28 protein-coding genes are annotated in these 26,885 nt (G+C 43.6%); 15 read left to right on the top strand and 13 right to left on the bottom strand.

What is annotated here, in order from left to right; translation table 11 throughout:
• Positions 1–433: 433 nt before the first annotated feature.
• Genes JWH17_RS20615 through JWH17_RS20585 form a run of 7 tightly spaced genes read right to left on the bottom strand, consistent with a single transcriptional unit; the run spans position 434 to position 5,584 of the window.
• Positions 434–757, bottom strand: a complete 324-nt coding sequence (locus JWH17_RS20615) for a hypothetical protein (RefSeq protein ID WP_205224584.1) — start codon at positions 755–757, stop codon at positions 434–436.
• 28 nt (positions 758–785) lie between these two features.
• On the bottom strand, positions 786–1,001 hold the full coding sequence (locus tag JWH17_RS20610) for a hypothetical protein (protein ID WP_205224583.1): 216 nt from the start codon (positions 999–1,001) through the stop codon (positions 786–788).
• Positions 998–1,363, bottom strand: coding sequence for a recombinase (locus JWH17_RS20605; protein ID WP_205224582.1), 366 nt, complete (start codon positions 1,361–1,363; stop codon positions 998–1,000). Before JWH17_RS20605 ends, JWH17_RS20610 begins: the two co-directional genes overlap by 4 nt.
• 24 nt (positions 1,364–1,387) lie before the next feature.
• Positions 1,388–2,086 (bottom strand): hypothetical protein, encoded by a 699-nt coding sequence (locus JWH17_RS20600; RefSeq protein WP_205224581.1) that lies wholly within the window; start codon positions 2,084–2,086, stop codon positions 1,388–1,390.
• Positions 2,087–2,094: 8 nt separating this feature from the next.
• Positions 2,095–3,492 carry an HD domain-containing protein gene (locus tag JWH17_RS20595; protein ID WP_205224580.1) on the bottom strand — a complete coding sequence of 466 codons (1,398 nt, stop codon included), beginning with the start codon at positions 3,490–3,492 and terminating at the stop codon, positions 2,095–2,097.
• A complete protein-coding gene (locus tag JWH17_RS20590) occupies positions 3,489–4,835 on the bottom strand; it encodes a type IV secretory system conjugative DNA transfer family protein (RefSeq protein WP_205224579.1) in 1,347 nt (448 codons plus the stop codon). Before JWH17_RS20590 ends, JWH17_RS20595 begins: the two co-directional genes overlap by 4 nt.
• Positions 4,836–4,843: 8 nt before the next feature.
• Positions 4,844–5,584, bottom strand: a complete 741-nt coding sequence (locus JWH17_RS20585) for a hypothetical protein (RefSeq protein ID WP_205224578.1) — start codon at positions 5,582–5,584, stop codon at positions 4,844–4,846.
• Positions 5,585–6,092: 508 nt separating this feature from the next.
• On the opposite strand from JWH17_RS20585, the gene JWH17_RS20580 reads away from it, so the two are divergent.
• From JWH17_RS20580 to JWH17_RS20550, 7 genes are all read left to right on the top strand, one after another.
• Positions 6,093–6,812: a hypothetical protein gene (locus JWH17_RS20580; RefSeq protein ID WP_205224577.1), complete on the top strand. Its 720-nt coding sequence runs from the start codon at positions 6,093–6,095 to the stop codon at positions 6,810–6,812.
• A gap of 106 nt (positions 6,813–6,918) precedes the next feature.
• Positions 6,919–7,902, top strand: a complete 984-nt coding sequence (locus tag JWH17_RS20575) for a hypothetical protein (protein WP_205224576.1) — start codon at positions 6,919–6,921, stop codon at positions 7,900–7,902.
• Positions 7,903–7,986: 84 nt separating this feature from the next.
• A complete protein-coding gene (locus tag JWH17_RS20570) occupies positions 7,987–8,370 on the top strand; it encodes a single-stranded DNA-binding protein (protein WP_232371226.1) in 384 nt (127 codons plus the stop codon).
• Positions 8,371–8,475: 105 nt separating this feature from the next.
• Complete coding sequence (locus tag JWH17_RS20565; protein ID WP_205224574.1) at positions 8,476–8,952, top strand: JAB domain-containing protein; 477 nt, start codon at positions 8,476–8,478, stop codon at positions 8,950–8,952.
• Positions 8,953–9,025: 73 nt separating this feature from the next.
• A complete protein-coding gene (locus tag JWH17_RS20560; protein WP_205224573.1) occupies positions 9,026–9,334 on the top strand; it encodes a hypothetical protein in 309 nt (102 codons plus the stop codon).
• Complete coding sequence (locus tag JWH17_RS20555) at positions 9,331–9,570, top strand: hypothetical protein (protein ID WP_205224572.1); 240 nt, start codon at positions 9,331–9,333, stop codon at positions 9,568–9,570. Before JWH17_RS20560 ends, JWH17_RS20555 begins: the two co-directional genes overlap by 4 nt.
• 130 nt (positions 9,571–9,700) lie before the next feature.
• Positions 9,701–10,510 carry a DUF932 domain-containing protein gene (locus tag JWH17_RS20550; protein WP_205224571.1) on the top strand — a complete coding sequence of 270 codons (810 nt, stop codon included), beginning with the start codon at positions 9,701–9,703 and terminating at the stop codon, positions 10,508–10,510.
• 207 nt (positions 10,511–10,717) lie between these two features.
• Here JWH17_RS20550 and JWH17_RS20545 read toward each other — a convergent pair whose 3' ends face one another.
• The 5 genes from JWH17_RS20545 to JWH17_RS20525 form a co-directional block, all read right to left on the bottom strand.
• On the bottom strand, positions 10,718–11,956 hold the full coding sequence (locus JWH17_RS20545; protein WP_205224570.1) for an ATP-binding protein: 1,239 nt from the start codon (positions 11,954–11,956) through the stop codon (positions 10,718–10,720).
• Between the two features lie 146 nt (positions 11,957–12,102).
• Positions 12,103–12,438, bottom strand: a complete 336-nt coding sequence (locus tag JWH17_RS20540) for an HU family DNA-binding protein (protein WP_332468461.1) — start codon at positions 12,436–12,438, stop codon at positions 12,103–12,105.
• Positions 12,425–12,721: a WGR domain-containing protein gene (locus JWH17_RS20535; RefSeq protein ID WP_205224568.1), complete on the bottom strand. Its 297-nt coding sequence runs from the start codon at positions 12,719–12,721 to the stop codon at positions 12,425–12,427. Before JWH17_RS20535 ends, JWH17_RS20540 begins: the two co-directional genes overlap by 14 nt.
• A 127-nt stretch (positions 12,722–12,848) precedes the next feature.
• Positions 12,849–13,121, bottom strand: a complete 273-nt coding sequence (locus tag JWH17_RS20530) for a hypothetical protein (protein WP_205224567.1) — start codon at positions 13,119–13,121, stop codon at positions 12,849–12,851.
• Between the two features lie 4 nt (positions 13,122–13,125).
• Positions 13,126–13,761, bottom strand: coding sequence for an AAA family ATPase (locus JWH17_RS20525; RefSeq protein WP_205224566.1), 636 nt, complete (start codon positions 13,759–13,761; stop codon positions 13,126–13,128).
• Between the two features lie 271 nt (positions 13,762–14,032).
• Here JWH17_RS20525 and JWH17_RS20520 point away from each other — a divergent pair, with 271 nt between their 5' ends.
• Entirely contained in the window at positions 14,033–15,217 is a 1,185-nt protein-coding gene (locus JWH17_RS20520; RefSeq protein ID WP_205224565.1) for a Fic family protein, read from the top strand.
• Between the two features lie 258 nt (positions 15,218–15,475).
• Complete coding sequence (locus JWH17_RS20515; RefSeq protein ID WP_205224564.1) at positions 15,476–16,861, top strand: Fic family protein; 1,386 nt, start codon at positions 15,476–15,478, stop codon at positions 16,859–16,861.
• Positions 16,862–17,088: 227 nt separating this feature from the next.
• Here JWH17_RS20515 and JWH17_RS20510 read toward each other — a convergent pair whose 3' ends face one another.
• Positions 17,089–17,640: a recombinase family protein gene (locus JWH17_RS20510; RefSeq protein ID WP_205224563.1), complete on the bottom strand. Its 552-nt coding sequence runs from the start codon at positions 17,638–17,640 to the stop codon at positions 17,089–17,091.
• Positions 17,641–18,053: 413 nt separating this feature from the next.
• Between JWH17_RS20510 and JWH17_RS20505 the strand changes: the two genes are divergently transcribed.
• From JWH17_RS20505 to JWH17_RS20480, 6 genes are all read left to right on the top strand, one after another.
• On the top strand, positions 18,054–19,223 hold the full coding sequence (locus JWH17_RS20505; protein ID WP_205224562.1) for a hypothetical protein: 1,170 nt from the start codon (positions 18,054–18,056) through the stop codon (positions 19,221–19,223).
• Between the two features lie 10 nt (positions 19,224–19,233).
• Positions 19,234–20,904: an ATP-binding protein gene (locus JWH17_RS20500; protein ID WP_205224561.1), complete on the top strand. Its 1,671-nt coding sequence runs from the start codon at positions 19,234–19,236 to the stop codon at positions 20,902–20,904.
• Positions 20,905–20,906: 2 nt separating this feature from the next.
• Positions 20,907–22,490, top strand: coding sequence for an ATP-binding protein (locus JWH17_RS20495; RefSeq protein WP_205224560.1), 1,584 nt, complete (start codon positions 20,907–20,909; stop codon positions 22,488–22,490).
• 109 nt (positions 22,491–22,599) lie between these two features.
• Positions 22,600–24,420, top strand: a complete 1,821-nt coding sequence (locus tag JWH17_RS20490; RefSeq protein ID WP_205224559.1) for a radical SAM protein — start codon at positions 22,600–22,602, stop codon at positions 24,418–24,420.
• A 37-nt stretch (positions 24,421–24,457) separates the two neighbouring features.
• Positions 24,458–25,495 carry a DGQHR domain-containing protein gene (locus tag JWH17_RS20485; protein WP_205224558.1) on the top strand — a complete coding sequence of 346 codons (1,038 nt, stop codon included), beginning with the start codon at positions 24,458–24,460 and terminating at the stop codon, positions 25,493–25,495.
• The gene (locus JWH17_RS20480) at positions 25,485–26,747 is read left to right on the top strand and encodes an MBL fold metallo-hydrolase (protein WP_205224557.1); all 1,263 of its coding nucleotides are present in this window, start codon (positions 25,485–25,487) and stop codon (positions 26,745–26,747) included. The genes JWH17_RS20485 and JWH17_RS20480 overlap by 11 nt, the downstream gene beginning before the upstream one ends.
• The last annotated feature ends 138 nt before the right edge of the window (positions 26,748–26,885 follow it).

Below are 26,885 nucleotides of genomic sequence, written 5' to 3'. Positions count from 1 at the left end.
AAGCGGTCCCTGACTCCGCTCAATTCGGAGATAAATCTTGACTTAAAAGAATATAATGGGAAAAGTTAGCTGCAGGTAAACATCTAAATCAACAAGAAAAAACAGGGTTGTTACGTATACAAACTGTGAAGGTAGAACTGGCTATTTGATGAAATTGGTTGAAAATGGAGCGACTGGAAGGTGTACCTTACCAAAGAACCGCCAACCTCAGTAACGGATCACAGCATTTAACATTGCCATTACGAAGGTGAGCAGTCTACTCACCTACTCCGATAGGAGGTGTTTCTCTCAAGGTAGAGATTGTTCAAAAATGGCCGGTTATTTTCCTCTTACCTGATGCCCGGTAAAGTCCATACTTTCCCTGAGTATATGGCTAGTTACCTGGTGCTCTGTGAGGGAAATTTTGGCATAGCAGATATCACAAAGGATTACTTTACCACATCGGCCCATTCTTACAGCATTCGAGAGCTTCAGCAAGGGTGGGATACATTCCCCAACAGGTTGATCTGTCCCACGCACCACCATCCAAGCACCTGACATCATATCTTATTCCTGAAGGCCAGTGCCTGTACCAGTCCTCTCGAAATTCCGCATTACCAAAAAAGGAGATCATCTCAACGAACGGTCTGTTCCAAAGGACTTCGATCTGCCATTCAGGACGTTGATCATTTGGGGTGGAGTTGAAGTATTCTGGTAGGGGCGGGTTGACCGGGATATCCTCTTCAAGGAATGCTTTTCTGGTTTTTACTTCACACATATTTTGATCCGGTAGATGTGTCTCTGCGTTAAAGACCAAGCCTCCGAACCTTCTCCTGAGTATCTTGCTTGTCTGCATAGACGATAGAATCCATCTCTCTGGTATCAATGAGAAGTCTTCCGCTCACCTTGACGAAGATCTGCAGGTTAATGCCGCAGGATCTCCAGTTACGAAAGGTCTTTTCAGCAAAAGGATATTTTTTTGCAGCTTCTTTGACTGTAATCAAATGTTCGAACTCGCTCATGGCTGCAACTCCTTTAATTCGTCTGGTGTGTAGTAGCGAAATTCAACCCGCTCACTGAGCTCCTTGGTTAGATCAGAAAATTCCATGGTTATGTCTCTTGCTTTTGCCATCATTTGTGCACCTTCCTCGTAAGAGATACCTCCGGGTTCACCGAGTTTTCCCTTGAAGTTCGCATACGCCTGGTCAAACTGGCGTAGTACGTTGAACATGATGCTGCCCAGCGGGGAATTAATTTTTATCACCCTTGATCCCCTTTCCCTTGCCATGCTGATTTTTTTCTCCAGTATTTCTTCACGGCTCAACTTGGGGCGTTTTTGTTTTGTGGGTTTTTTGGCAGTCGTTTTGTCTTGTTGGCTTGTCATCTATTCATCTCCTGTGGATGGATACTATTGTATTTTTTCCATATTTTTCTTTGCTCTATACAGCCTCCATTTATCCAGAGCGTACGAGGCGAGATAGGGCGAGATAGCTGCAAAGCACATCCCTACGGCTGTCTCGGTGGCCAGGGGAACCAGTTCCGGTAGGATTTCCAGGTAACCTTGATAGATCTTCTCCGGCTGGCTGAATTTCTGTGCAACAGCCCAAACATATTCCTGTGTACTCAGTTTGTAGATGATCTGGTAGATCACATAAATCAGGAACCCTTTCAGGAGCAGTATCATACCCCTACCGATAAACAGAGAGTTGATGGCACGCCGGGTTATGTTCCCGACGTAATATCTGCCGATATAGACACAAAGTACGGTATTGATAATCAGGGGAAGGTAGGGAACCAGGGTCACCATACCTTTTGCGAATGGATCCGAGGTATCAAGTACGAAGGGGAGCAGGTAAAAAGAGAAAACAGGGAACAAAAGGACGATAAACAACCCCTCGTTAAATCCGCTTCTCATACCAATCTTGAATAGGTCCAGGGAGCCTTCCAGGGTCAGGAATTCAGAAGGGATATTCTGCCCCTGGCTTTCTATGACGTAGAATTGCTGGATCTCAGAAATCGCACTGATGATATTGCGTGGCCTGTAACTGCCGCTGCCGCCAAGTGGGATAATCGTGGTATTCGTACTGTAATCGTCTTTTCCTGCCATGATTCATCTCAACTCTGATATACGTCTACGGAAATAAAATTTTTGAGAATGCCCTTTTTGTTATTTTCCAACTCAGCTATTGAGCCAAAGGCTTCAGCTTTAAAGGGCGTGAAATACCCTTTCATTGTTTTGCCGCTTTGCATTTTGATGGTGAAATATCCGCCGAAATATTGATCATTGATAAGGTCTCTTGCGATCATGTCATGGCCGCTCCGAAATTGTTCAACCACACTGAACAGAACGTTCTGCATGGACTTGTCTTTGTCCGCCATGGTGGCAATGTCCATTGCGCCAGCTTTCTCGGCAAGTTTCCGGGTCACTTTTTCAATGACTTTGGGTTGAAAATAGACATGGCCGCCTGGCATGGAGAAGGCCATGAACCTCCTGCCTTCAAGCCGGTTGACATACGGTTTCAGTTCATCCAGAAATGCTTTGGGCTCAAACCAGCTTGAGATATTTATCTGGTTAATCGCCCTGGAAGAATTATTATTTTTTGAGCGAGATTTTTCATCACCACCGTAAATATCAGTATCTGCCTGTCTCGCCAGACTGTTTTCTGGTGCTGGCAGGGAACCCGATTTATGTGCAGGAACCTCACCTGGTTCTCCCCCCTGTTTCTGCAGATTAACGGCTTCTTCAAGCTCCTGTTGCCTGGCTTTTTGATCCGCTTTTTTGAGGGTTTTACCGATCAACCCTTCAGGCCTCATATGGTGATGTTTGATTGCTTTTGAAATTTCTTCTTTACGGGAAATCTCCCCAAACAATTTAATCTCAGCGAGTACCCGGCCTGCTGCCAGAGGATGCTCTCCCAGACTGTAGAGATGGGTTCGGTTGGTGGGTAGTTTGCCGATATCATGTCCCAGCGCGGCAACCATGGCATCGGGAATGACGTGGTGTGCTTTAATATCGATAAGCAGTGCAACTGTCTGCTCAGCAACATGCAGGCTGTGGTCAAGAAGCGATGTTTTGCCAAGCATGTTGTATGTATTTGTATTCCAGGAGGCTTCCACATCGTTGGAGGGGTTCACAACAGAAGGACAGGGATCTTCTTCCTCAAGCATCCGCAAGAGCTGGTAACAGATTTCCGTATGTGCTTCTGCCTGGTTAAACCAGGGTTGATCTAAAATATTTTTCTGGAACCACTGATGGGTTCTGGAATACTTAAAAAGATAGGCAGAGCGTTCTTCCTCGGTAATTGTGCTTTTTCGCCATAAGGGTGCAATGTCTTTGATATGAATCTGGCCGGTACGTTTGCTCTCAGCCCAGATTCCGGCAAGTTCACTGAGCGGAATTTTCTGTTGATCAATGGTTCGTGTTTGTTTTCGCCTGCCAAGGATCACAACGCTTAGGATATAAAGGAGCAGGGAACCAATGGCGGCGATAAAAAATCCATTAAAACTGATCATGACTGGAGAGCCCCCTGTACATCCGGGAATACAACCTTAATGGAGGCTTCCGATACATCCCTGGTTACCCCTCGGTACACCCCGGAATAGGTGGTGAGGAAAAATTGCCGGGGAGCCAGATTCAGAAGTTCCGTATGTTTGATCCTTGTTTCTTCGGTTTCTCGAATTGACAGTCCGCCGCCAAGGGAGATAATTGGACTGTAGGTTCGTTTTTCACCAAGATGGGTTGAAACATACTTTGCAGTTTTTGTGTCCGGCACCCGCATGAACAGCTTGGTGTTACAGTTATCAAGGATGGTGTTGGCTCTATCCTGGCCAATCTCTGAATAGAGCTGGCTGATGGATTGGCAGTATCCATGAATATAGATCCCAGCACCACCGGCCTTTGCAAAAAGATCCTCGATGCCATGGTAGAGAACCGACTGAGCCTCATCGATATGCAGTGCCAAGGGTGGAGTAACCCGCTTATCGCTGGAATACCTGCGGCCAACAAAGGCCTGCATCATGGAGATGAGCACTTTTCCTGCGGAGTAGGCAGCCCGCTTGGTCAGAAGCGAACCAAGCTGAACCACCAGAATGACAGGTTTATCAGCTTCCAGTCGCTCAATGAATCGATCCTCTTCAGCATTGCCGATGATCTTGCCAATATTTCCCGAGGTCAGCTCAGTGAGGGCAACCCGCAGGGAGCTGCCCACCTTGGAGTTGAATTCTGCTGGGGTCACCAGAATTTTTGCCAGATCTCGTGAAAGTTGTTCGGCCTCCGGATCGTCTATATAATCGAGCTTTTCTTTGAGTTCAGCCAGATCATCATGGCCGATATTGTTTTTGATATCACTGAGATTGAAGGACGGTTTTTGTCCGGTAGCCCGTGCGAGCATAATGAGGGACTGCACAACAAGCAGGCTCACCTCATAAGCTACGCTGTAATAGTAGGGCTCCCGACCGATTGTTACGCCTGCCGTGATATGCGCGACCAGCTCCTCAACCATGTAATACGAAGACAGAGGATCAAGGGTTGCGCTGTACTGTGGGAAGATCGGGTTGATAAGCATCAGGTCCCCTTCCCTGCCCGTTTCAAATGCGACCTGAACAATCTTGGAAAATAGATCTCCGTCACCTTTAGGATCAATGGTCACCACCGAGTATCCTTTACGGATATCCTGCTCAATGATGTTTTCCATGGCTCTCGTTTTGCCGACCCTGGTGGTTCCAAAACACCAGAAATGGGCTTTTCGGTAACTATCCGGATACCTGATCTGCATGATTGTTTCGGGCGCATCCAGGTTGATGCCGCTTCCCAACTCAACCGCACACTCGTTGTTCTTTTCGCGTGTAAATATCATGGGCGCTTTTACGTCCTCTCCCGGATCACATTCACCTGGATATGTTCACTCAGCTCTTCAGCTGTTTTGGTGATTGCTTTCCTGGGTACATACATACTGGACTCAACAAAACTCTTATGGCCCACATAGCGTTTGGTGCAACGGAGCTTGATCTCATGAAACCTGGGGCTCAACTGGTGCTTAATGAGCTTGACCACAAGAGTTTTTGATACCCGGTCGACCGTGATCTGTGTCCGAGGGATGTCGCCAAACATTACTGACTCAACCCTCCTGATATGGAAAAACTTTCTATCACCAATGAGCAATCGCCCTCGTTCATGTTTACCGAGATATTGAAGGGGACAGGTACCATACAGAGAAACACCAAATTCCATATCCAGCTCGATCCCCAGGCTATTCTCATCTCTTGAGATTACCTCTCCCCATACAATGCCCTTTTCCTTCCGCTTGTACCTACCGACCTCATCCAGACAGGCAGCTGTACTGAGATTCTTATCCAGTATCCGCTTGATCGTGTTCCAGCCGCGCATCGTCGCGAGATCAATCTGTATCTGGAGAGGACCTGCGGCGTCTTCATGGTAACCAAGTGCTGAAAGCTGACCGTCTGTGAAAACAACCACCACGTTTTTCCGGTGCCAACGTGAAAGCATGGAAGAAAATGTTTTTTCAATCTCAGCTATTACCTGACCTTTGCTCAGGCCGTGTTTATTGACGAACGCATCGATGATCTGGTGGAATGTCGCTCCCATAATTTCCGCTCCTGAAAAATCCCCTCTTATATACTCTTTTCCAGGGGCGGAACATTTTCCTTTGATTTTTTTGAAAAAAGAGATATTTTTTTAGTATTATTCCACTTGATTCTTTCAAGTAATCCCGCAAAGTCGGGAACTAGCTGGGCTCCAGACAAAATGTTTAATCACACAGGTGAACCTCTTTTGTTTTGTGGATGACCCTTGGAACTTGATTCAGAGCCGAACGGCACGTCTGGTCAGCAAAGTTTAATTGCAGCAGCGAACTTTCCTGCTATAAATCCAGGCAAATCCCCCTGCAGAATTGCAGTAAAAAAAATTCTGCTCTCTTTTTTTCCTTAGAAAATCGTCCAGGAGAATTGCGTCTTGTTGACGCAGCACTGAGAGTGCCTCACTGCGACTTTTTTCCTCAACGATAGAAGTAAACCCCAAGCCAGGGAGTGAAATTACATACTCCCCACAGGGGTATTGTTGTTTCCCTCCCTATCAACAACGAGGAGGAAACAGCATGTCAGAAACTTTTTCAGAGACAGTAAAACAGATCAATGCACAGTTACGGAGCTTTGGTTCCGAAGCGGTGCAGCAGGTAATGTTCAAAGACAGAGATGGCAAAGTCATCGGTCAGATCAGATACGGGTTCAAACCACAATATGTTTTTGATGCGGTCAATGAGATCCTGCAACCTGAGAACTGGCGTTATGAAATTGTCAGCAAAGAAATTTTTGATTTCCAGGCAGTTGTGGAGGTGAAGCTTTTTATTCGCATAGCAAATGAATGGCTTTGCAAAGGCTCCCATACAGGGCAGATGAACATTGTGAAAAAAAACGTTGGCGATGCCTACAAAGGTGCCGTTACCGACGCTCTTCAGAAATGCTTTTCTCTTGTCTCTATTGGTTCCGATGCCTATCGGGGACTGCTTGAAGATGTATATAAAAGTGGCTCTGGAAACAGGTCTCCGGCAAACAATAGACACTCTCCCTCACCGCAACAAAAATCTGCACAGAAAAACAAGAAACAAAACAACCAACCGAAGCAGCAACCACAAACCTCGGTTCGAGAGACACCACCTCAACCCGGCCCTCAAATCGCCGGCGTTGACTATCAGCAGCTCAATGGCAGACTGATTGCCATTGGAGATACTTTCAACAAGAAGGAACTGTTGAAAGCTGATGGATTCCGGTGGGATGGAGCTGAGAAAAACTGGTACAAGGAAGTGGCCGTGCATTAACGCTACTTACTAAACCAACAAGACACCTTACCCAATGAGGGAGTGACACACTTCCCCCTCATGGGGATATCCGTGTGTTCTCCCGCAACCTTAAAGGAGAACAGACATGGATATTCGAAACACCCTGCACAACAGCTTACAGCTTCTCTCAAAGCAGCATACCAAAGAAACACTTGGTGACAGACGGGATTACCTGGGCGCATCCGATGTCGGACATTGCCCTCGCAAGGTAATTCTTGATAGGATCTATCCCGGTGAACATGATTTGGCTACCCTGTTGCGTTTTCAGCGGGGACATATGACTGAAGATATTGTGGCCGCAGCGTTTACCGCAGCCGGATTCAGTAATTTTGAGCGACAGGTGGAAGTGGACATCTCCACAGACAAGCTCCCGGCATTGGTGCACATTGACTTTGTGTTCACGGCGCGGCAGAAGAAGATCAAATCCATCCTTGAAGTAAAGTCCGGGAAGATACCGGATCAGCCGTACAGCTCCTGGGAGTCGCAGCTATATCTGCAGATGGGGGCCCTGGCTAAAAAGTATCCTGACTATATGGTCAAAGGAGCGGTGTTATCCCTTGATCTAGGTGATGGCGACGCTGCTTTTTTCAACGGTTACACCCCGCAGGATACGCTTTACAATGGATTACTTCAAAGAGCTGAATCTATCTGGAACGACTATCAGCAAAGTCTGAAAGGCCAAAAGATAGAACTGAAGACAGAGCCGGGGCCGCTTTGTGGTTTTTGCAACCATATCAGTACATGCCCCAGGTTTGCAGCGGATGATATCCCTGAAATGGATGACTTCATCGCTGACTTTCAGGAACTGAGAGAAAAGGAGAAGAAGTACAAGGAGAAAGTCGCCATCCAGAAGAAAATCCTGCTCACTATGGTTCGTGCCAGAGGAAATTTCAGGGCCGGTGGCTACCTTCTCAAAAAGACAACCCGTACACGACAGAATCTGGATATGACCAGCCTGGATAATTTTTTAGCTGATAATGGCACGTCCATATCCGAGTTTCAGGAGCCTTCAACATTTTCCTTTTTGGATATCAAGAAAGCTCCAAAAGAAATAGCTCCAGTTAACTAATTCTTACCTTAACCCAACCAGGGGAACTATTCCCCCACGGTGGGGCAATGTTCTCCTGGCTCAATTTCAATGCAAGGAGAAGTCATGCAAAAAACAACTCTCATCGGCAATCTTGGTAACAATCCGGAACTTCGGGACGCAAACGGCACCCCTGTATGCTCATTTTCAGTGGCTACAACTGAGCGCTGGAAGGATCAACAGGGAAACAAGCAGGAAAAAACCGAATGGCACAAAATCGTCGCTTGGGGCAACCTGGCAGATATTTGTGCCGAGTACCTTGGTAAAGGCTCTAAGGTCTACATTGAGGGGAAGAATAAAACCCGCAAGTGGACGGATCAGAATAAGGTAGAGCGTTACATTACAGAAATTCATGCCAAAGAAATGGAAATGCTTGGCGGTAGTGACGGTGGCAACGAAAACTCCAGACGTGAAGTTCCACCGAGCTACCAGAGTGACGTTCCATTCTGAACGTTCCCCTCTTCTTAATTACAGCTGAAAAAGCCCTATGACCGGGGGAATCAATCCCTGGCAAAAGGGCATTGGTTCCCCCTTTTTTATTTGGAGGATAAATCAATGCTCTACGTACAGGAAGAAAAAGGAAAATATCACCCAGCTCCTGCGGATGCGATATTTGTAGAAGCTACCCGACTCAGTGACGATCGTCTTGAAAAAGGCGAGTTCATTGGCTCCTCAAGCGATGCCAAGGTAGCAGTAGGCTGGAAAATCAGAAAGTATAGGGTGGAAGTGTTCGCCTGCCTGTTTCTGGATAGCGCTCATAACAGTCTTGGTTTTGAGGTGATTTGTTCCGGCACTATTAACTGCAATACAGTGCATCCACGGGAAGTGGTGAAGGCTGCTTTCAACCATGATGCGTCGGCAGTGATTATTGCCCACAATCATCCATCCGGACAATCAACACCGAGTAAAGAGGATATTGAGTTAACTAAAAAGCTCAAAGACCTCCTGGATCCCTTGCAAATCAAGGTGCTTGATCACCTTGTTGTCGGCGATGAGGTTACATCCTTCTCAGATCTCGGCTTGTTAAAGTAACTATTCCCTTTCACCAGGGGCAATTCTGCCCCGGTGGGGAGTCTTGCCCCTTTTTTACTTATGGAGGCAAGATATGCAAACAGCACACGTTATCCATCCCGTAACTGTTTCGGAATCCCACGAGTTGGTCAGCGATCAGCTGCTCAATGAAGTACATGGCGAAGTTCTTTTCATCCGCACAGCTCATGCCACCACCATTTGCAAACGTACTGCAGGAAATATGCGGCAGCAGGTTTTAACCTGGATTTCCGAGGCAGGTTCCCCAAATGCCAGCTTTCTTACGGGCAAGATGTCGGACAAAGGTGGGCGGTTTCAGGTTGTCACCAGAGACCAGGCTATTGAGCTGTTTGGGAGATGGATTTTCAAGGAGGCAACGGCGTGAGCAAGCCCGATGTAAACAAAATACCTCAGTCTGAATATTATCGGGCAGGCGACAATTTACATGGTCCCTTACACCATCGATATCCAACTCTTGAGGCGGCCAGGAAGCAACGAGAGATATTCATTTCTAAAGCTATGGAGAGACTTGCAGGAAGCTCTCTCACACCTGAAGAAGCTCGGACACTGGCTGAAGACTGGTACTGGGTGTGTGATGATAATGGAGAGATAGTAGATTAACCAAACACAAAAAACTGTCGGTTCAGCTGGAAAGCTCGTTCCGATCTCCCTCAACAGGGGCAACATACTGCCCCGGTGGGGGAGTTGTATCTTGTCCCTGCTTTTATTTTTACCAATTGGAGACAAGACCATGACACGTAATATTTCTATACTTTCAAACGACGATATCATCGAAATGGCACCTGCAGCTGGAGCCTGGGAACCCATGGAGGGTGTTTCTTCCAAATATTCCTTTGTTCCTACAGTGAAGGCCATTGACCTTTTACGTGACGTAGGATGGCAACCTATCTTTGCCACGCAGTCAGGTGTAAGAAAGCGAGCACGTGACGGATATCAAAAACATCTGATACGCTTTGTACAGCCAGATTTGATAATGCGTGATGAGCGTATCGATCTCCTGCTCTATAACAGCCATGATCGAGGTTGCTCTTTCAAGCTAATGGCTGGGATTTGGAGATTCATTTGCTCTAATGGATTGGTTATTGGTGATGAATATGCCAATTTCAGTCACAAGCATATCGGATTCAACCCAGATGATTTCATGAAATCCGCTATACAAATCGCTGGTTCTGCAGGTGATATCGCCAGTCAGATGGATGAGTTGAAACAGATTGAGCTTATACCACAGGCACAGAGTGCTTTTGCTAAGGCTGCACACAATCTGGTTTACGATGAACCGGATGAAGCTCCCATCGAATCTGATGATCTTTTGAAGACACGAAGGCACGAGGACGAAGGTCGTGATATCTGGAGAACCTTTAACGTAATTCAATCGAATATCATCGATGGTGGTTTACGTGGATCAAAGATCGGAGCAAACGGAAGAAGACGAAGGGTGACAACCAGACCGGTAAAAGCCCTTGATAAGAATCTCAAGTTAAACCAGGCTCTCTGGGTGTTGACTCAAGAAATGGGAAAACTTGCTAAAGAAATCGCATAGGGATAGACAAGAGTTGCCCCCTGTGCCCTTGACTACCAGCCGCTTTCCTTCGGGGAGGCGGCTTTTTTTGTTCCCTTCCCTGCGGAACAATGAAAAGGCAACGCCTCATAGAAATATGAAGATTGGAGGAGTAACCCATATTAAATTTATGGTTTCTGTGGAAATTTCTCCAGGCCCCCTCTGGCAGATTTTTGCTCTACTTTTTGTCTACCAAAGACAAGATATGGGAACGGCATACAGATTGCTTCCAAATGGTACAACTGAGTCACCGTCATATAATACCACACCGGCAGTAAACCGTTCTTTAACGGATTCCTGGAGTTTTCGTAGCCCTTTAAAATCATCACCAGTTACCGTTGCCGCAGCTTTCACTTCAACACCGGCCACGAGGCCTCTTGATTCCAGGACAATGTCGATTTCAATCTTGTCCTTACTTCGAAAATGGCTGAAGGTTATGGCATCATCATGCCAGCTTGCATGTCTACGTAATTCTTGATAGATGAAAGTTTCAAGAAGGTGCCCGAAAATAGCACGATCCTTCCACAGCATTTCTGCATCCAGTCCAAGTAAAGCACAGGCTAATCCGGTATCACCAAGATGCAACTTTGGGGTCTTGATGAGGCGTTTTATCCGGTTGCTGTGCCAGGGAGGCAATTCCTCCAGCAAGAATATCCGCGACAGCAACGTTATATATTCACGAATAGTAGGACGGCTTATTTGGAAGGGTGCTGCAAGTTCGGTTATGTTGATCAGGCATGCCGTCTGCCCGGCAGATAGAGCCAATAATCTCGGCAAAGCATCCAACGCGCTGATCCGCGCAAGATCACGGATATCGCGCTGAATCAACGTATCGGCATAATCCCTATACCATGTCATTTGCCGTCGTGATGTGGCACGCGCGAGTGCCGCAGGATAGCCCCCCGACGCCACTCGCTCAGCGAGTTTCACACCCAAACGTTTGCCCGATGGCCCTGCCCGGAAGGAAGCTTTGAAAAGCAATGACAGGAAACCGGTATCTTCACCGGCAAGTTCAGCTTGAGATAAAGGGTGCAGCCGCAGGATTTCCATACGTCCTGCCAGTGAATCCCCTAACCTGGGTACCAGCAGAACATTTGCTGAGCCAGTCAGGATGAAACGACCAGGCTCCCGCCGCCTATCCACTTCCGCTTTTAGAGAGGTAAATAACTCCGGTACCCGTTGCACTTCATCAAGGATTACCCGCTCTGGTAGATCCGCTACATAACCGACAGGATCAGCTTGAGCTGCAGCTCGCTGTACATCATCATCAAAGGTGTAATACGCAAAGTTTTCTTCTTCCCCGACCAATTGCGCCAAGGTAGTCTTTCCGCATTGCCGCGGTCCATGGATCAGTACCACCGGCGTATCAGCCAAGGCTTCTACAACACGAGCACGAAGAAAACGGGGATATAGATTTTGGTTTATCATAGCGGCTAATCGTAAATGAACAGCCGACTAATTGCAAGAATAGTCTCGACCAATTGAAAGTTTACTCGCGACTAATTGAAAATGGAGTATGGCTAGATCACTCCTTAACAAACTTTTTATGGCAGTCAAACTCAGGATATCCCGAGTTACCCATTATTTACTTCATCTCCCATGGCTTTGCCTACTTTGAATTTGACAACCGTTTTGGCCGGAATAGTCATAGCTTTGCCGTTCTGAGGATTCTTACCCTGCCTCTCAGCTCTCTCTGAGGTTGAGAAAGTGCCAAAACCAATGAGGGTGACCTTGTCTTTTTTAACCAATGTTTCGGTAATACCTTTGAGGGTTGCATCCAGGGCTGCGGCCGCTTGTTTCTTTTCAAGTCCAGCGTTGTCTGCAATGTAATCGACCAGTTCCTTCTTGTTCATGTATTGCTCCTGATTGTGTTTAGTTGAATGATATAATTTTTTGCTATGTGCGAGAATCAGGTGTATCAGATTCCTGCTTCATGATCTCGTGAAAAGTTTGGTTCACCTGCAAGTATCCATGTTTTATCCGTTCATGATGGACACGCTCATATTCCTTCAGCATTCCCGTTTTTTCGAGAAAGCGCTGTTTTTTCCCAGGTTGCCCTTTAGTACCAATTCTTCCCCATCTTCTGATCAGGATAAATCCCCAAAGGTCTTTTCCTGCGAAGAGCTCATAAAAAGCTTCTTTGTTTCGGTCGGGGATGATGCACACATAATATGAATACTTGTAGCAGAGCATTTTTCATCCTTCTCCCTAGATCTACTATATTTACTGACGGGTATCTCGATGTTCTCTGTATCATCTTATTATAGTATAAATAGGGAAAAAGATAAAATGGTAATTAGATAAAAAGATATAAATTTACCTACTCAATATCGTTTGCTTCCTTGTATGCTTCTAACGCTTTTTCAAGCAGTTCGACCTTTTTCATTTTTCCAAAGAAGGCAATACGCCTGAAATCTTCGTCAAACTCAGCGGTGACTTTTGTTGCAAATGGCACCGTACGACCAGTTTTGTTCCGTGGTTTACGTGCAGGTGCTGTTTCCGGCGCATCGAGATTATTATCATTGTCCTCAGGAGAGGGAGCGTCACCAAAACGACTTTTCTTGGTCTGTTTAATCTTGCTGAAGTCTGCCATTACCCTACTCGCTCAATAAGTTGGTTAAGATGCTTTCCAAAACAATGTTTGCTTTGTCGTTGAGGCTTTTCCATTTTGTTTCGGTCAAAGCATATCCATCGTTTTGAGCTTGTCTGTAACCAGGTTTTTCAAAGATACAGCCATCAAGGACTTTAAAACCAGTTTCAGTAATAAATTCTCTTGCATCACTAATTTCTGATTCAGTGGTTACCCTGGATAATGCGAAAACGATATTGGTCCTTGGGATCTGATTCTTCACAAGCTCATGACCAAGCTTGATTGTCGGGATGAGATCAGCTCTACTTGAACAACAAGGTAAGACGATAAGATCTGAAATTTTACCTGCTGCGAGTGTACCTTTGCTGGCTCGAGGAGTACCGTCAATAATCAGGAAATCATAATTACTGTTGGTGAGTGATTTTTCAAGATCGTTTAAGGCCGCAAAAATTTCCACTGAACCAATGGATGGAATGCCATTGTTGAGACGCTGCCTGTGGAGATCAGAAAGGGTACCCTGTTGAGTATCCATATCTGCGACCTTCACTGATAGTCCACTTTTAGAGGCCTCATATGCGGTTGCCATGGCCAGAGTGCTTTTTCCTACGCCTCCTTTTTGAGAGACGAATGAGATGGTTTTCATGACTGTTAATAAGCAAAAAAGATTAATTGAGAAAAGGATAAAAAGGTAACAATTTGTCTGTATTGTAAAAGGTTATCTTTTTTCAAGCTGCAAATCAAGAGATAGCTTCTGCCCCCTGTTGCAAGTCAGTTTCTATTGAAGACGGACTCTCAATTTTAATGGTAAAAACTGTGGCTAAATTAGTGGCAAGATATACAATGTTATTATTTTTAACTATTTGTTATAATATATATAATAGTGGCAAATAAAGTGGCAAAGAAAAAAGGATACCATGAAAGAAAAAATTGGAGCGATGGAGCCATTGCTCCCTCCTGAAAATGCACGTAATTTGAACGATCTTGCGCTAGATCTAGTTTCTAAAGCCAGTTCTTTTGCTGGAATGCTGAATCCTATTGTGGCAAAGTCGGTGGGGAATTTGGTCCGTTCAATGAATTGCTATTATTCCAACTTGATTGAAGGGCATGATACGCATCCCCATGATATTGATCGAGCCCTGGCACAGGATTATTCAAACGAACCCGCAAAACGTGCTCTGCAAAAAGAGGCCGCTGCTCATATCGCAGTACAAAAAATGATTGATGAAGGGGGAGCACCAACTGTTAATCCTTTATCATCGACCTATGGCAGGTGGATACATAAGGAATTTTGTGATCGCATGCCGGAAGAGTTACTCTGGAGCGAGAATCCAGAGACAGGTGAAAAGATAAAAGTTGTTCCGGGTATTCATCGCGACAAAACCGTTCGGGTCGGTCGCCATATCCCGCCTCACCCTGAAAACCTTGAGATGTTCCTCAAACGCTTTGATGAAGCATACGATGAAAGACGACTTTCAAAGTTGCAACGCATTACCTCAGTTGCAGCCTCACATCATCGTTATGTATGGATACACCCGTTTCTTGATGGTAATGGCCGGGTGGTTCGTCTGATGTCTTATGCTGCCTTTAAAAATATCGATGTGGGAAGTGAGCTTTGGTCAGTTGCGCGAGGACTGGCGAGACGGAAAGAAGAGTACAAATCAATATTGCAAGCAGCCGATGCTCCGAGGCAGGGAGACTTGGATGGAAGAGGGACTTTATCTCAAAAAGCTCTGGTTAAATTTTGTGAATTCTTTCTGGAAACTTGTATCGACCAAGTAGAGTACATGAACAATCTTCTTGATTTCAAGGTACTTTCAGAGCGTATGCGTATTCATGTTGAAGAAATGGTTGCCATGAAAGAGCTTCCCAAGGGTAGTTACGCCCTGTTGCGTGAGGCATTACTTATCGGTGAATTCGGGAGAGGAAAGGCTCAAGAAATTACAGGCTTTAAAGATCGTGCTGCCAGAGAAGTGTTGTATGCTCTTGTTAAAAAAGGATTGCTTGTCTCTGATACTCTTAGAGGGCCAGTGCGCTTAGGTTTTCCGATAGATATTGTTGAGAGATGGTTTCCTCTGCTTTACCCTGCCACAATAAAATAACAAGGATTGCCAATCATTGTTATTGAGACTATTTTTAAGGAATGGGAATTAAATGCGAACATGGAGGTGCAAGATGAACGTTTCGCTTACCCCTGAATTGGAGAAACTTATCAAAATGAAAGTTGAAAGGGGTAATACAACTCTACCAGCAGGCCTTCAAACCGTTTTTTGTGACATTAAACCTGTCACAAAAACTTGACTTGTGACAAATAAAAAAGTTTATTTGTCGTGTAAAATACTTTCCACGACAAATGAATAATGCCGAAATCTATTTCTGAAAAAGAGTTAAATGCTATCGCAGTATTACTCGCTGATCGACCAACTGGATGGCGAATTAGTGAAATTGAAAAGCAGCTAAAAGATAACGGTTTGTCTTTTAATCGTCGTACCCTGCAGCGACGACTGGTTCAGCTTGAAAAGGCAGGGCGAGTACAAATCACCGGTGTTGGACGAGCCACCAGCTACTTACCCCTTACCCTCGACATACAACCAACAGAAACCGACAGTGGAATTCCCCTGTCTCTTGATGCAAAAGAGATTCTTGAGCAGGTTTCTCGCCCCATACCCGCCCGCCATCCTGTAGGATATCAGCGAGAATTTATCGATGGTTATCAGCCGAATAACACTTTTTACCTGTCGCCCAAAATACGACAACACCTGATGGACAAGGGACGGCGGTTGGGCGTTGACTATACTGCGGGAACATACATCAGGCATATTCTTGACAGGTTGTTAATTGATCTTTCCTGGGCATCGAGTCGCATGGAAGGCAACACCTATTCTCTCCTGGAAACTGAGCGCCTGATTGCACAGGGGGAGGTCGCATCGGGGAAAACCCCCTTTGAAACCCAAATGATCCTCAATCACAAGGCCGCAATTGAGTTTCTTGTTGATTCGACCTATGAAGCAGGGTTTGACCGGGCAACCATTTTAAATCTTCATGCCTTGCTTTCAGACAATCTGCTTGGCAATTCCATGGCGTCAGGCCGTCTGCGCACTATCCCAGTTGGTATAGGCAAGTCGGTATATGAGCCCTTGGCCGTTCCTCAACTCATTGATGAAATTTTCGGGAAAATTCTCGATACCGCCGCCGTTATTTCCGATCCCTTTGAGCAGGCATTTTTTATCACTGTCCACCTTCCTTACCTGCAGCCGTTTGAGGATGTGAATAAAAGAGTCTCCAGACTGGCAGCCAATATTCCTTTCATTACCCACAATCTGTGCCCTCTATCATTTATGGATGTGCCTGAAGATCTTTATATTAATGGCTTGCTGGGTATCTATGAGTTGAACCATATTGCACTGATGCGAGAAGTATTTGTATGGACTTATGAACGATCATGTACCCGTTATCAGGCAATACGACATACCATAGGTGAGCCAGATACGTTTCGCCTGCGTTATCGCCAGGCTTTGATTGATTGCGTGAGGGAAGTGATCCGTAAAGTCGGCAGTGGGAATACGGATGATCCGACAAAAATTATTTCACAAATGGCCATAAAACTGGTCCCTGAATATGATCTGGAACAATTTCTTGAGGTTGCAAACGAAGAAATCAAGACCTTGCACGCCGGGAACTACGCCCGCTACCGTCTTCGTCCCAGAGAGTTTCAGGATTGGCAAAACCTTAAACAAACAGATTAAACGGGTGCAGTCTGAGATGTCTTCCTATCGCCGATTTGTTTTTGGGAATGGACTCTTCATAGCAAATCATACAAGCAATTCGAATTGCAAAGTGGTTAGGCATGCAACAAATGATGCGGTGTCAGTTTCGATTACCTGACCTGGATAGGTCTTCTTTTTTCCGGGCGTCTGAACCTTTTAAATTCTAACCTAATTCAATACCAGCTATTCGCTTATTGGAAAATGGATCATCCCTTACGGGAGGAAAGGTAACGATAGATACTGGCTTTGGATAGATCGTATTCCTTCATCAATGTTTTGATCAGTTCCCCACTTGCTCGTCTCTGATGTAGTTGCTGAATCTGGTCCTGGGACAATTTCTTTTTTCGCCCAAAACTAACCCCTTTTTCTTTCGCCTTAAGAATACCATCCATCTGTCGTTCAGCACGAATCTCTGTTTCAAATTGTGATATAGCTCCAAGCATGTTGAAAAGTAACCTGCCAGTGGCATCACCGGTGTTAATGTTTTGTGATAAGACCTGAAGGTTCACATTTTTTCTTTGTAGTTCATCTGCTATTTGGCACAGGTGAAGCGTAGAGCGAGCAAGTCTGTCAAGACGGGTAACGACGAGGGTATCCCCTTCCCTTACATATTCGAGGCAGGCTTTCAATCTTGGTCGCTTGTCAGAAGAACCGCTTTTTTTCTCTTTGAAAACTTTATCACACTCTTGGAGCATATCCATTTGCACATCTAGACTTTGTCCAATTGAGCTTACTCGTGCATACCCGACCAGTGCCATCCCATTTCCTCAGTACCAGATTAGTCACAAATACTCTTAGACGATTTGAGAACTATATTCTGAGACATTTATTGAGACAAGTCAATCAGAACGTCTCATAAAGTTTACTTTTCGGGATTCTGCCAGATTGAGAAATTGGGTAACAAAATGATTAAACAGCTAAGTGTGGTTGTACCAAAGGATCATTTGAGTGTTGCAGCATGGCAACTTGATAAAGCCGTACCATTTCAACACGCTAGCATCGGTTACTGCAATTAAAGCATAATTTCACCCGGGTTCTATGTTTTCGGGAAATAACTTGAAACCAGGGCATTAGAGCGCTATATCTGAGTGGCTGTGGCAACTGATTTGTAGCGTGTAACTAAAGCTGAGTTACATATCGAACGCGAAATTATAACTCATTAAAAATGTGAATGGCAAACCATCCGAGACCTCTAAAAATATTTCAAGATGAAACGCATGGCACGAGTTATACGACACATCGCTATTGCTATGATTCAGAGTCAGCTCCCGGATCACTTTACGACAAAGAGCAAGATTTCATTTTTGAGAATTTCGGCGAAACCGACAAATCAAAAAAATCTCGGAACCTTCAGCCACTCGCTGAAAGAATATCTAAAATTAGCTCTCCCATCTTTTCCTACTTCCTGGATGGCTCGAGAAGAGTCTATAAATTAGATGACATCCAGTACGCCAAGCGTATTTACCCAATCCTGCTTGGTCAGATCGGAGCATCATGTTGTCAGCGTGACAAAGATGGAAATTTATCTAATTTACGAACCGATAATCGATTAATTCTGGCTGTTCCGACCACTGCAAACCCCGACGGAGGTGGAAAATCAGCTTTTTTTGACGCTATTCGCAATAAGATCAACAACGAATCCACACTTACAAGGCTCAATTTAGAGCTGCATAGCATCATAACGTACCAGAATGTGAAGGATGAAGACTATGCGGATTTAGCAATTGCGGACTTGCATGAAGAGATGCTGGACATGGAGAAAGGGTTTGTTAATTGGCTTGTCAAGAAACAGAAATTATTGACACCAGATTCCATGCTCATGAAGGATGGCTCCCTTGAATATAAGAAAATAAGCCGTGGAACCTACAAAGATATCTCACATTTGAAGAGTAACTATAAATGTGTTGTAGGTGTTTCAAAGAAATTTAACCCGGAAAAAAGCTATGATTCTAAGGGGCGCTCGAACGCCGTAGAGATTGCAAAACTCCCACTCTACCACAGAACACCGGCCTTCAAATTCAGATCAAACGTAGCCGGTGGCTCTGGAGGCGCTGTTCATTTTGTTGCATGGTATGTGCGTATCCGTAGAATCGAAGACACAATCAGTCCATTTGATGGCGTTGTTAAAGTTGAACGGCTTTTGGTTGATGAAAATGCAGTAGAGAACGGCTTGCCGACTGACGAAATAGATACGATTTCAGCAAATATTATCTGGGAACGGCACCCGACATGCTATGGTAGTGACCCACGTTGGGCAAATCATCTTTATCCAATACACCTCACCGAGCGCTGCCTAAAAAGCAGAAGATTAAGCGATCACGTGATCATGAATTTGTTATAAAAGGCGGACTATGAAAGTCATTGGGAAAATTACAGCTCTTGAAAATAGACCTACAACAATCGACGAATTTTACTTCTGGACAGATTCAAAGCGGATTCTTGATCCTTTTGATGTTGTTGTTGTTGACCACCTGAATGATTCCAAGACTTACGGCGTGATTGAAGAAATAAATCATATTACGGATACGCCTGGATATATGGGAGCGTATATTTCAAATGATTTTGGTGATGTAAACATATCCGCACCAACTCGACGAATCGGAATGAACTATATCAAAGCTCGTGTAGTTGGAAACACGAAATCAATATATATACCTGTTCGCGATGGTAGTGCAGTCCGGTTAGCAAGTAAAAATGAGGTTAGTGATGCATTAGGGCTGTCTGGAGTTAAAAATGCTCTGCCGTGTGGTTACATTCAAATGTACTCATATAATGATGATGAACGGATACAGTTACCAGTTCAGTTCAACGGAAAGTTCCTAATTGGCCCAGAAGGAGCACATTTAAACATCAGTGGTATTTCAGGGCTGGCTGCAAAAACCTCATACGCGATGTTCCTTCTTAAAGGGATGCAGCACAAGATGAGCCAAACCGAAGCCGATAGGCCGTTTGGTGATGAATCCGTCGCTTTTGTTGTTATAAACGTGAAAGGGCGTGATTTACTTAAGTTAGATCAACCACCGGAAAAAGATCAATTCTCTGACGCAGATGCTGAACGATACAGGGAGCTTGGCATTGAACCTACCCCGTTTGAGAACGTAAAGTACTTCTTCCCGCACGAGCAAGATGATTTCTCCAATTCTTATGCTTCGAGAGAGTATGTTGATGAGCTGATTCAAGATAAAAAAGGACATAGGTTCAAATACACACTTGAGGAAGATCTCGAAAACATAGACTTGCTGTTTGCAAACATTGAAGACTCTACCGGCACTATGGAGTCAGCGTGCAACTACATTCAGTCCAGACAAGGTGTCTTTGCTAACGCTGGAGATTGGGATGTTCTTGAAGAAAAAATCACAGAGATGGGACAAACCAAGAGAGGCGGTGATAAAGAGATTACGGTTCAGAGCTGGCGTAAATTCAAAAGGATCATTTCAAAGTCTTTGAAGAATAAGATGTTTGGAAGCCGGGTAGTGCCAGAAAAGGGAGAAGTCCGACTCAGTGAAGCTCTTTCAGAGATACGCTCCAACGACATGTTTGTTGTCGATATTGCTAAATTGGATGAAAACTTACAATCATTTGTTTTTGGAGATGTCATCCGAACAATCTACGATTTAAAACTCGGGCAGTTAACTGATAGTGAGGATGAAATCCCGACAAGAATTGTAATTTTCATTGATGAGCTGAACAAATATGCCGGATCAGATTTACCAAAAGGCTCTCCGATCTTACGGCAGATCATAGACATCTCTGAAAGAGGTCGATCTCTTGGAATCGTGCTCTTTTCAGCAGAGCAGTTTAAGAGTGCTATTCATGAACGAGTTAAAGGAAACTGCTCGACGCATGCGTATGGACGCACAAATGCTATTGAAGTATCAAAGAAAGACTACAGCTACATACCATCTGTATACAAAAATATGATGGTTCGTTTGAGTCAAGGTGAATACATAGTCCAAAATCCGGTCTTCACGTCTCCGCTTCATATCCGTTTTCCAAAGCCAATTTACTTTCAAGAAAAATAATTATGAGTAACGACGATGTCCTGATTGGAAAAAATATTATCGAAATACTGACCACGGGTATGTATCACAACCCGTTAGTCATTTTTCGTGAATACATCCAGAACTCTATAGATGCAATCAATGAAGCTGTCGACCTTGGCTTGCTGGCCGAGCTCAGCGACGGTGATGTTCAAATCTATATTGATAGCACCAAGAAATACGTAACTTTTGAAGATAATGGCGTTGGCGTACCTTCAGAGACTGCTTGGAGTATATTAACCAGTATCGCAGCATCTAAAAAAGACAGAACCAAGAATCTCGGTTTCCGTGGAATTGGGCGGTTAGCAGGTCTTGCTTACTGTGATGAGCTAATAATAGAGACTTCTTACAAAGGCGAACCTACTAAAACGATACTGCGATGGGACGGCAAAAAACTGCGAAATATTATCGGCGACCGTACAGATACAAAGCTCGCTTCAGAAGTAATTAAAGACATCACGACTTTTGAAAACAACCTATCAGAGAGCAAGGACGCGCATTATTTCAAAGTTAAATTGCAAAACGTGAAGAACGAAAAGCTTCTTAACGTCAGCTCTGTGCAGAAATATTTGAGAATGGTTGCGCCAGTAAACTTTTATACTCCACGGTTTATGTTTACGAAGCCAATTCTCGAAGGTCTTGCTGACCGTGATGTAGAGTGCGACGGTTACAGGATCTTTGTCAATATGGAGGAACTGTTTAAAGGATACAGAAACTTCATTTACAAAAACGATGGAGACAAGAAAAGAAGTATCGATGAAATTATTGACATAGATTTCATCGAGTTACACTCTAAAGATAATCAGCTTCTTGCAGTCGGGTGGTATACTTTAACAAAGCAAATGCAGCTAATTCCGGCCTATAATGAAGCCTGGGGTATACGTTTTCGCAAAGGAAATATCCAGATTGGCGATGAGTTCACTTTTCAGAAATTTTTCCGTGAAAATCGATTCCATAGATATTTTTACGGAGAAATTCACGTCATTCATGAGGAGTTGTTTCCAAATGGCCAACGAGACTATTTTGATGAGTGTGAACTCCTAAGCGAATTTGAAGACCAACTACAGAAATTTGCTAATAAGCTACATGGTCTTTGCCGGAAAGCTTCTGATTGGAACACCGCTGAAAAGTCTGTTGCTTCTTGCTCCACTGAAGTGGAAAAATTCGAAAAAACGTTTGAGTCTCAAGAGTTCTACAGCCCTCAGCACGAAGAAGAGGAGAAAGAAAAGCTTGAGAAGGCCAAAGAAAAAGCTGAAAAAGCTGAAAAGAAGTTGCACCGTCTCCGAGAACAAGCGGAAGATGATGTCTCATTGAAGCGATTTGTAGATTATCGAACAAATACACAGACAACAAAACCGGAGGCTACCGTTGAGCCGAAGCCGGAGGATAAAGAACCCAAAAACGGCAAAAAATATAAGGCTAACAAGCTAAGCAAACTTAGTAAAAAAGAGCAAAAATTAGTCGGTGAAATATATGAAATCATCAGAACTGTTCTGTCACCGGACTTGCAAAATAATCTGATTTATAAAATCGAAGAACGATTTGGACCAGCGAATAACGGTGAGTGAACATAAGAAGCAAAGACGGGTTCTCCTTGTAGAGCCAGGCTATAGAAACAAATATCCACCTCTAGGTTTGATGAAGCTCGCTACCTACCATCGGATGCGAGGAGATTATGTGCGCTTCTTCAAGGGCGATTTACGGAAACTAGTTGCTGAGATATATACTGATACTGTCATCGAAAAGTTTTATTCGATTGATGAAACTGTGGACTGGCGTTGTTACAGAAAGCAGATCATCCAGTTTATTCAATATGGTCGAAAAGCTCTACATGTTGAATTAACATCCAAAAGTACAGTTTTTAGCCCAGCTATTTCAAATTGGCTGAAATACTTTCACAAAGCCTATCGAAGTGGAAAAGTAGATGAATGCGCTCTCTGGGACAGAGTTTGTGTGACTACTCTATTTACATTCTACTTCAAAAAGAGCGTTGAAACGATTGAGTACTGCAAACGATTAGTTCGGGATCAGCAAGATGTCGTTGTTGGTGGTGTGATGGCGTCATTGATTCCAGACGAAATTGAAGAAGCGACCGGAATACAACCTTTTGTCGGGCTCCTTGACAAGAAAGGAGTTCTTGACCGGTGGGATCGTAAAATCATCGATCAACTTACACCAGATTACTCAATTTTAGAAGAAATCGATTATCACTATCCGGAGCATGATGGCTATTACGGATATACCTCACGAGGATGTATACGTAAATGCGACTTCTGTGCTGTCCCAACATTGGAACCAGAGTTCAAAGAATACGTCGATATCAGCGAGCAGATTGATGATGTTAGTCAGTTATACGGTGCTCGTCGCAATCTGCTCTTACTCGATAACAACGTTTTAGCTTCGAAAAAATTCGACGCTATTATAGATGACATACGAGCGAACGGTTTTGCCAAAGGATCTAAGTACGTTAGCCCGAACTACCTGGAACTAGCTATCAAGAACTTGCAAACTGGTATCAATGTATACGGTTATACCCGGCTTGCTTACAGACTTTTACTTGAGTTTGAGGCTCGTCTTGCTGGAGTTACACTGAAAAACTATCAGGAGATTTTGGCAAAATACGAAATCTGTTCAGAATATTTACCGTTAACTGAACAAATCATAGGTGCTTATGAGGAAATAGCGGAACTTTATGAACAACGCCGGAACAAAGCCGCAAAATTCCGCTATGTTGATTTCAATCAAGGTGTTGATGCTCGTCTGTTAACCGATGAAAAGATGGCTTTGTTGGCAACAATACCGATAAAGCCACTACGTATAGCTTTTGACAGTATGAAATATGCTTCGGCTTATGAGAAAGCCGTGAGATTGGCTGCGAAACATGGGATTAGGAATCTATCGAATTATTTGCTTTATAACTTTGAAGATGAACCTATTGAGCTGTACCGGCGAATGCGGATAAATGTTGAGTTGAGCAATGAGCTTAATTTGCAAATCTACTCTTTCCCGATGCGTTACAGTCCAATATGGGATGACAATAAGCTTCACCATGGACGGACATACATTGGAAGACTTTGGAACAAAAAGTATATCCGATCCATTCAGACAGTTTTAAACGCTACTAAGGGCAAGGTCGGTACAAAACTGGATTTTTTTAAAGCGGCATTCGGAAAAGATGAAGATGAGTTTTATGAGATTCTGTATATGCCAGAAGCGTACATACTGCATCGACGGTTTTGTGAAAATAAAGGCTTAACAGCGGCATGGCGCACTCTTTATAGTTTGTTAAATGCAGAAGAGATTAAAGAAGTCTTACCCGTTATAGAAAGTAATATTTTTGAGCAAGATGACTTACAAAGGTCCAACGAGCGTGTTAAATGTTTCTTGCGCCATTACCAGGTCTCTTACAAAACGCTTGATACTGCTGAGGAGGAACTTGAGAAATTAGTCGCTGAAACTTATAAAGTTGTCGATTGTAAAGAATGTCTTGTGAATTGAAGTTAAGCATAAAATTTGACCTCATAGGCGAGGAGTTATGGACGAGTTCATCCCAGCTCTAGATATCAAACAAGGAAATGACAAAACTATTCTCCTGTTAAGTTTGACAGCAGGAGACCTTAAAGAGATCTCGTATTTTAACACTCGTGATGTAGATCGAGTTGAGGGACTTCAGCGCCAGTTTGACAATAGGCGAAGTCGAGCTATTGCCGAGTTTGTGTCAAATGACAGTGCTCTCTTGTCGAATAATATCATTCTTAACTTAGAACTTGCGAAAAATGGTTTAGAACTCAAAGACGTGTATGATGGGAAATCATTCAATATTGGACTTTTGAAAGATCGTGTTCGTAATAGAAAGACAGTTTCAGAGCATGAAAAGATTGCATTTGTTGTTGATGGTCAACATAGGTTAAGAGCTTTTGAGCATATTGATAAGGATGATTTTAATATACCCGTTTCTGCGTTAGTTGATTTGTCTTTGGCTGAAGTTGCTGAGCTGTTTGTACAGATAAATTACAACCAGAAGCCGGTGAACAAATCGCATGTTTTTGATCTTCTCGGCATATCAGAGAATATTTTTCCTAAGTATTACCTGTCACACAAAGCAGTGGTAATGTTACAAGATGACTCTTCCTCTCCACTTTATAATAAAATCAAAATGCTCGGGGTTGGTAAGGGATTTATTTCTCAAGCTGCTTTGATTACGGCTATTGAAAAGTACAAAGTACAAGAGACTATAGAGTCGTCTGGAACTAAATGTGATGCTAAGTTGATGTACAATGTTTTATGGCATTTTTTTACAGCTGTCGCTAATTCTTTTCCTGAGTACTGGGGGGAGAAGAAGCTCCTGTCAAAGACTGTAGGAATCAAAACTTTGATAAACTTGATGAACGATTTTCTTAATATAGCAATTCGTGAAAGTGTCGAATTTTCTCATTCGTTCGTGGAGAGTGAGTTTAGCAAAATATCTGATGACTTCTTTGGAAAAGATATATTTAACCATTTAGTGGGTGAAAAAGGTGTTACGACTCTTTACAAAGAGTTGAAAAGGGAGCTTGGTCTTGATGCAAATTAAAGATGTCGAAAAGAAAGATATTGATTCTGCTATTGCCGAGTATGTGACTCTGATCAATTCTGATGAAGGGTTTAAAAATCGCACCATTCAGTATATAGAGGCAAAGCAACAACAGATTAGTAGGTTCATTGAAGCCGGAAAGTCTGGTGTCGCTGATCCGAAATACAAGCTAACAGTTTTGCGAAAATGGAACTCCTATACTCCAGTCTTGCCTAATGAAAATGAATCACTTTCTAACAAAGGAGGAGGATATTTCCTGAGAGCTGCTGACTTTGGAATCGTGATTGATCCTGGTTACAATTTCGTTGAAAATTTCATGAATGCCGGATTTAAGCTTGATGATATTGATTGTGTTTTTATTTCGCACGCTCACAATGATCACACTGTCGAGTTAGAGAGTATTTTTTCTTTGTTGTATAAAAGAAATGATAAGCATACAGAAGAACCGGTTAAAAAAATAAAGCTGTTTGTTAATCTAGGTACTTTTAAAAAATTCGCTGGTTATTTCGATCTCTCAAATCCGAAAGACAACTATTATATTGAAGATATTGTAATTCTAAATCGTCATCAGTCTCTTGTTGTAAATGACTCTGTGAGTGTTTTTGTTGCTGATGCCAAGCACCACGAAATGATTTCTCGAGATTATGCTGTTGGGTTTATTTTTCAGATCAATGATGATGAAGAGAATAAACTTTGTACCATTAACTTTACCTGCGATACGGGGTGGTCAACAGAATTTCAAGAAAAGAACAAAGATCTTGCGAAAGATAGCTTGAAGAAGATTGAAGATGATAATGGTGACGTTGATGTTTTAGTTGCGCATATCGGCTCGATAAAGGAGCGTGAATTCTCCTATGATTGTAATAAGCCTTTATCGGAAAACAGTGATTATTTATATACAAACCATCTTGGGATGATAGGATGCTTAGCATCAATATTTCATTGGCAACCTAATTTGGTTTTGTTATCTGAATTCGGACAAGAAATGGACGCCATTAGAGAGGATATAGCCAAGAGATTCCAAGAAATTTCGAAGAAAAATGTTATCGCTACTGATATAAATTTTACATTAGATCTTCAGTGTTTGGAGGCTATGTGTTTCAACGATAGGAATTTTTACCCTATTGAAGATATAACTACGCATCCCAAAGATGGGCAACTATATTACATCAATGAAAATAATCTTAACGCTCAAGATGCACTTGAAATTGATCGTAAACTAGGCCGTGACATAAAAGTGTTTTCCGACTGATCTAAGTCAAGTGCGTATTCCACTGAATCCGGCCACCCATTCCAGTCGAAACCGGCCAGTCAGTCCACGTGATTCCGGCCACCTATTCCAGTGAAACTGGCCAGGTGGTCGGAGCGAAGCGACGCTGTTATTTTTTCA

It is taken from the genome of Desulfogranum marinum, assembly GCF_016918565.1.
GTDB lineage: Bacteria > Desulfobacterota > Desulfobulbia > Desulfobulbales > Desulfobulbaceae > Desulfogranum > Desulfogranum marinum.
The sequence above is the reverse complement of the archived record's forward strand: the minus strand, read 5'-3'. Positions and strand labels throughout refer to the sequence as shown.

Coding starts and splice junctions, on each gene's coding strand:
- JWH17_RS20615 (WP_205224584.1), bottom strand. CDS start 757: ATGTGTGAAGTAAAAACCAGAAAAGCATTCCTTGAAGAGGATATCCCG.
- JWH17_RS20610 (WP_205224583.1), bottom strand. CDS start 1,001: ATGAGCGAGTTCGAACATTTGATTACAGTCAAAGAAGCTGCAAAAAAA.
- JWH17_RS20605 (WP_205224582.1), bottom strand. CDS start 1,363: ATGACAAGCCAACAAGACAAAACGACTGCCAAAAAACCCACAAAACAA.
- JWH17_RS20600 (WP_205224581.1), bottom strand. CDS start 2,086: ATGGCAGGAAAAGACGATTACAGTACGAATACCACGATTATCCCACTT.
- JWH17_RS20595 (WP_205224580.1), bottom strand. CDS start 3,492: ATGATCAGTTTTAATGGATTTTTTATCGCCGCCATTGGTTCCCTGCTC.
- JWH17_RS20590 (WP_205224579.1), bottom strand. CDS start 4,835: ATGATATTTACACGCGAAAAGAACAACGAGTGTGCGGTTGAGTTGGGA.
- JWH17_RS20585 (WP_205224578.1), bottom strand. CDS start 5,584: ATGGGAGCGACATTCCACCAGATCATCGATGCGTTCGTCAATAAACAC.
- JWH17_RS20580 (WP_205224577.1), top strand. CDS start 6,093: ATGTCAGAAACTTTTTCAGAGACAGTAAAACAGATCAATGCACAGTTA.
- JWH17_RS20575 (WP_205224576.1), top strand. CDS start 6,919: ATGGATATTCGAAACACCCTGCACAACAGCTTACAGCTTCTCTCAAAG.
- JWH17_RS20570 (WP_232371226.1), top strand. CDS start 7,987: ATGCAAAAAACAACTCTCATCGGCAATCTTGGTAACAATCCGGAACTT.
- JWH17_RS20565 (WP_205224574.1), top strand. CDS start 8,476: ATGCTCTACGTACAGGAAGAAAAAGGAAAATATCACCCAGCTCCTGCG.
- JWH17_RS20560 (WP_205224573.1), top strand. CDS start 9,026: ATGCAAACAGCACACGTTATCCATCCCGTAACTGTTTCGGAATCCCAC.
- JWH17_RS20550 (WP_205224571.1), top strand. CDS start 9,701: ATGACACGTAATATTTCTATACTTTCAAACGACGATATCATCGAAATG.
- JWH17_RS20545 (WP_205224570.1), bottom strand. CDS start 11,956: ATGATAAACCAAAATCTATATCCCCGTTTTCTTCGTGCTCGTGTTGTA.
- JWH17_RS20535 (WP_205224568.1), bottom strand. CDS start 12,721: ATGCTCTGCTACAAGTATTCATATTATGTGTGCATCATCCCCGACCGA.
- JWH17_RS20530 (WP_205224567.1), bottom strand. CDS start 13,121: ATGGCAGACTTCAGCAAGATTAAACAGACCAAGAAAAGTCGTTTTGGT.
- JWH17_RS20525 (WP_205224566.1), bottom strand. CDS start 13,761: ATGAAAACCATCTCATTCGTCTCTCAAAAAGGAGGCGTAGGAAAAAGC.
- JWH17_RS20520 (WP_205224565.1), top strand. CDS start 14,033: ATGAAAGAAAAAATTGGAGCGATGGAGCCATTGCTCCCTCCTGAAAAT.
- JWH17_RS20515 (WP_205224564.1), top strand. CDS start 15,476: ATGCCGAAATCTATTTCTGAAAAAGAGTTAAATGCTATCGCAGTATTA.
- JWH17_RS20510 (WP_205224563.1), bottom strand. CDS start 17,640: ATGGCACTGGTCGGGTATGCACGAGTAAGCTCAATTGGACAAAGTCTA.
- JWH17_RS20505 (WP_205224562.1), top strand. CDS start 18,054: ATGGCAAACCATCCGAGACCTCTAAAAATATTTCAAGATGAAACGCAT.
- JWH17_RS20500 (WP_205224561.1), top strand. CDS start 19,234: ATGAAAGTCATTGGGAAAATTACAGCTCTTGAAAATAGACCTACAACA.
- JWH17_RS20495 (WP_205224560.1), top strand. CDS start 20,907: ATGAGTAACGACGATGTCCTGATTGGAAAAAATATTATCGAAATACTG.
- JWH17_RS20485 (WP_205224558.1), top strand. CDS start 24,458: ATGGACGAGTTCATCCCAGCTCTAGATATCAAACAAGGAAATGACAAA.
- JWH17_RS20480 (WP_205224557.1), top strand. CDS start 25,485: ATGCAAATTAAAGATGTCGAAAAGAAAGATATTGATTCTGCTATTGCC.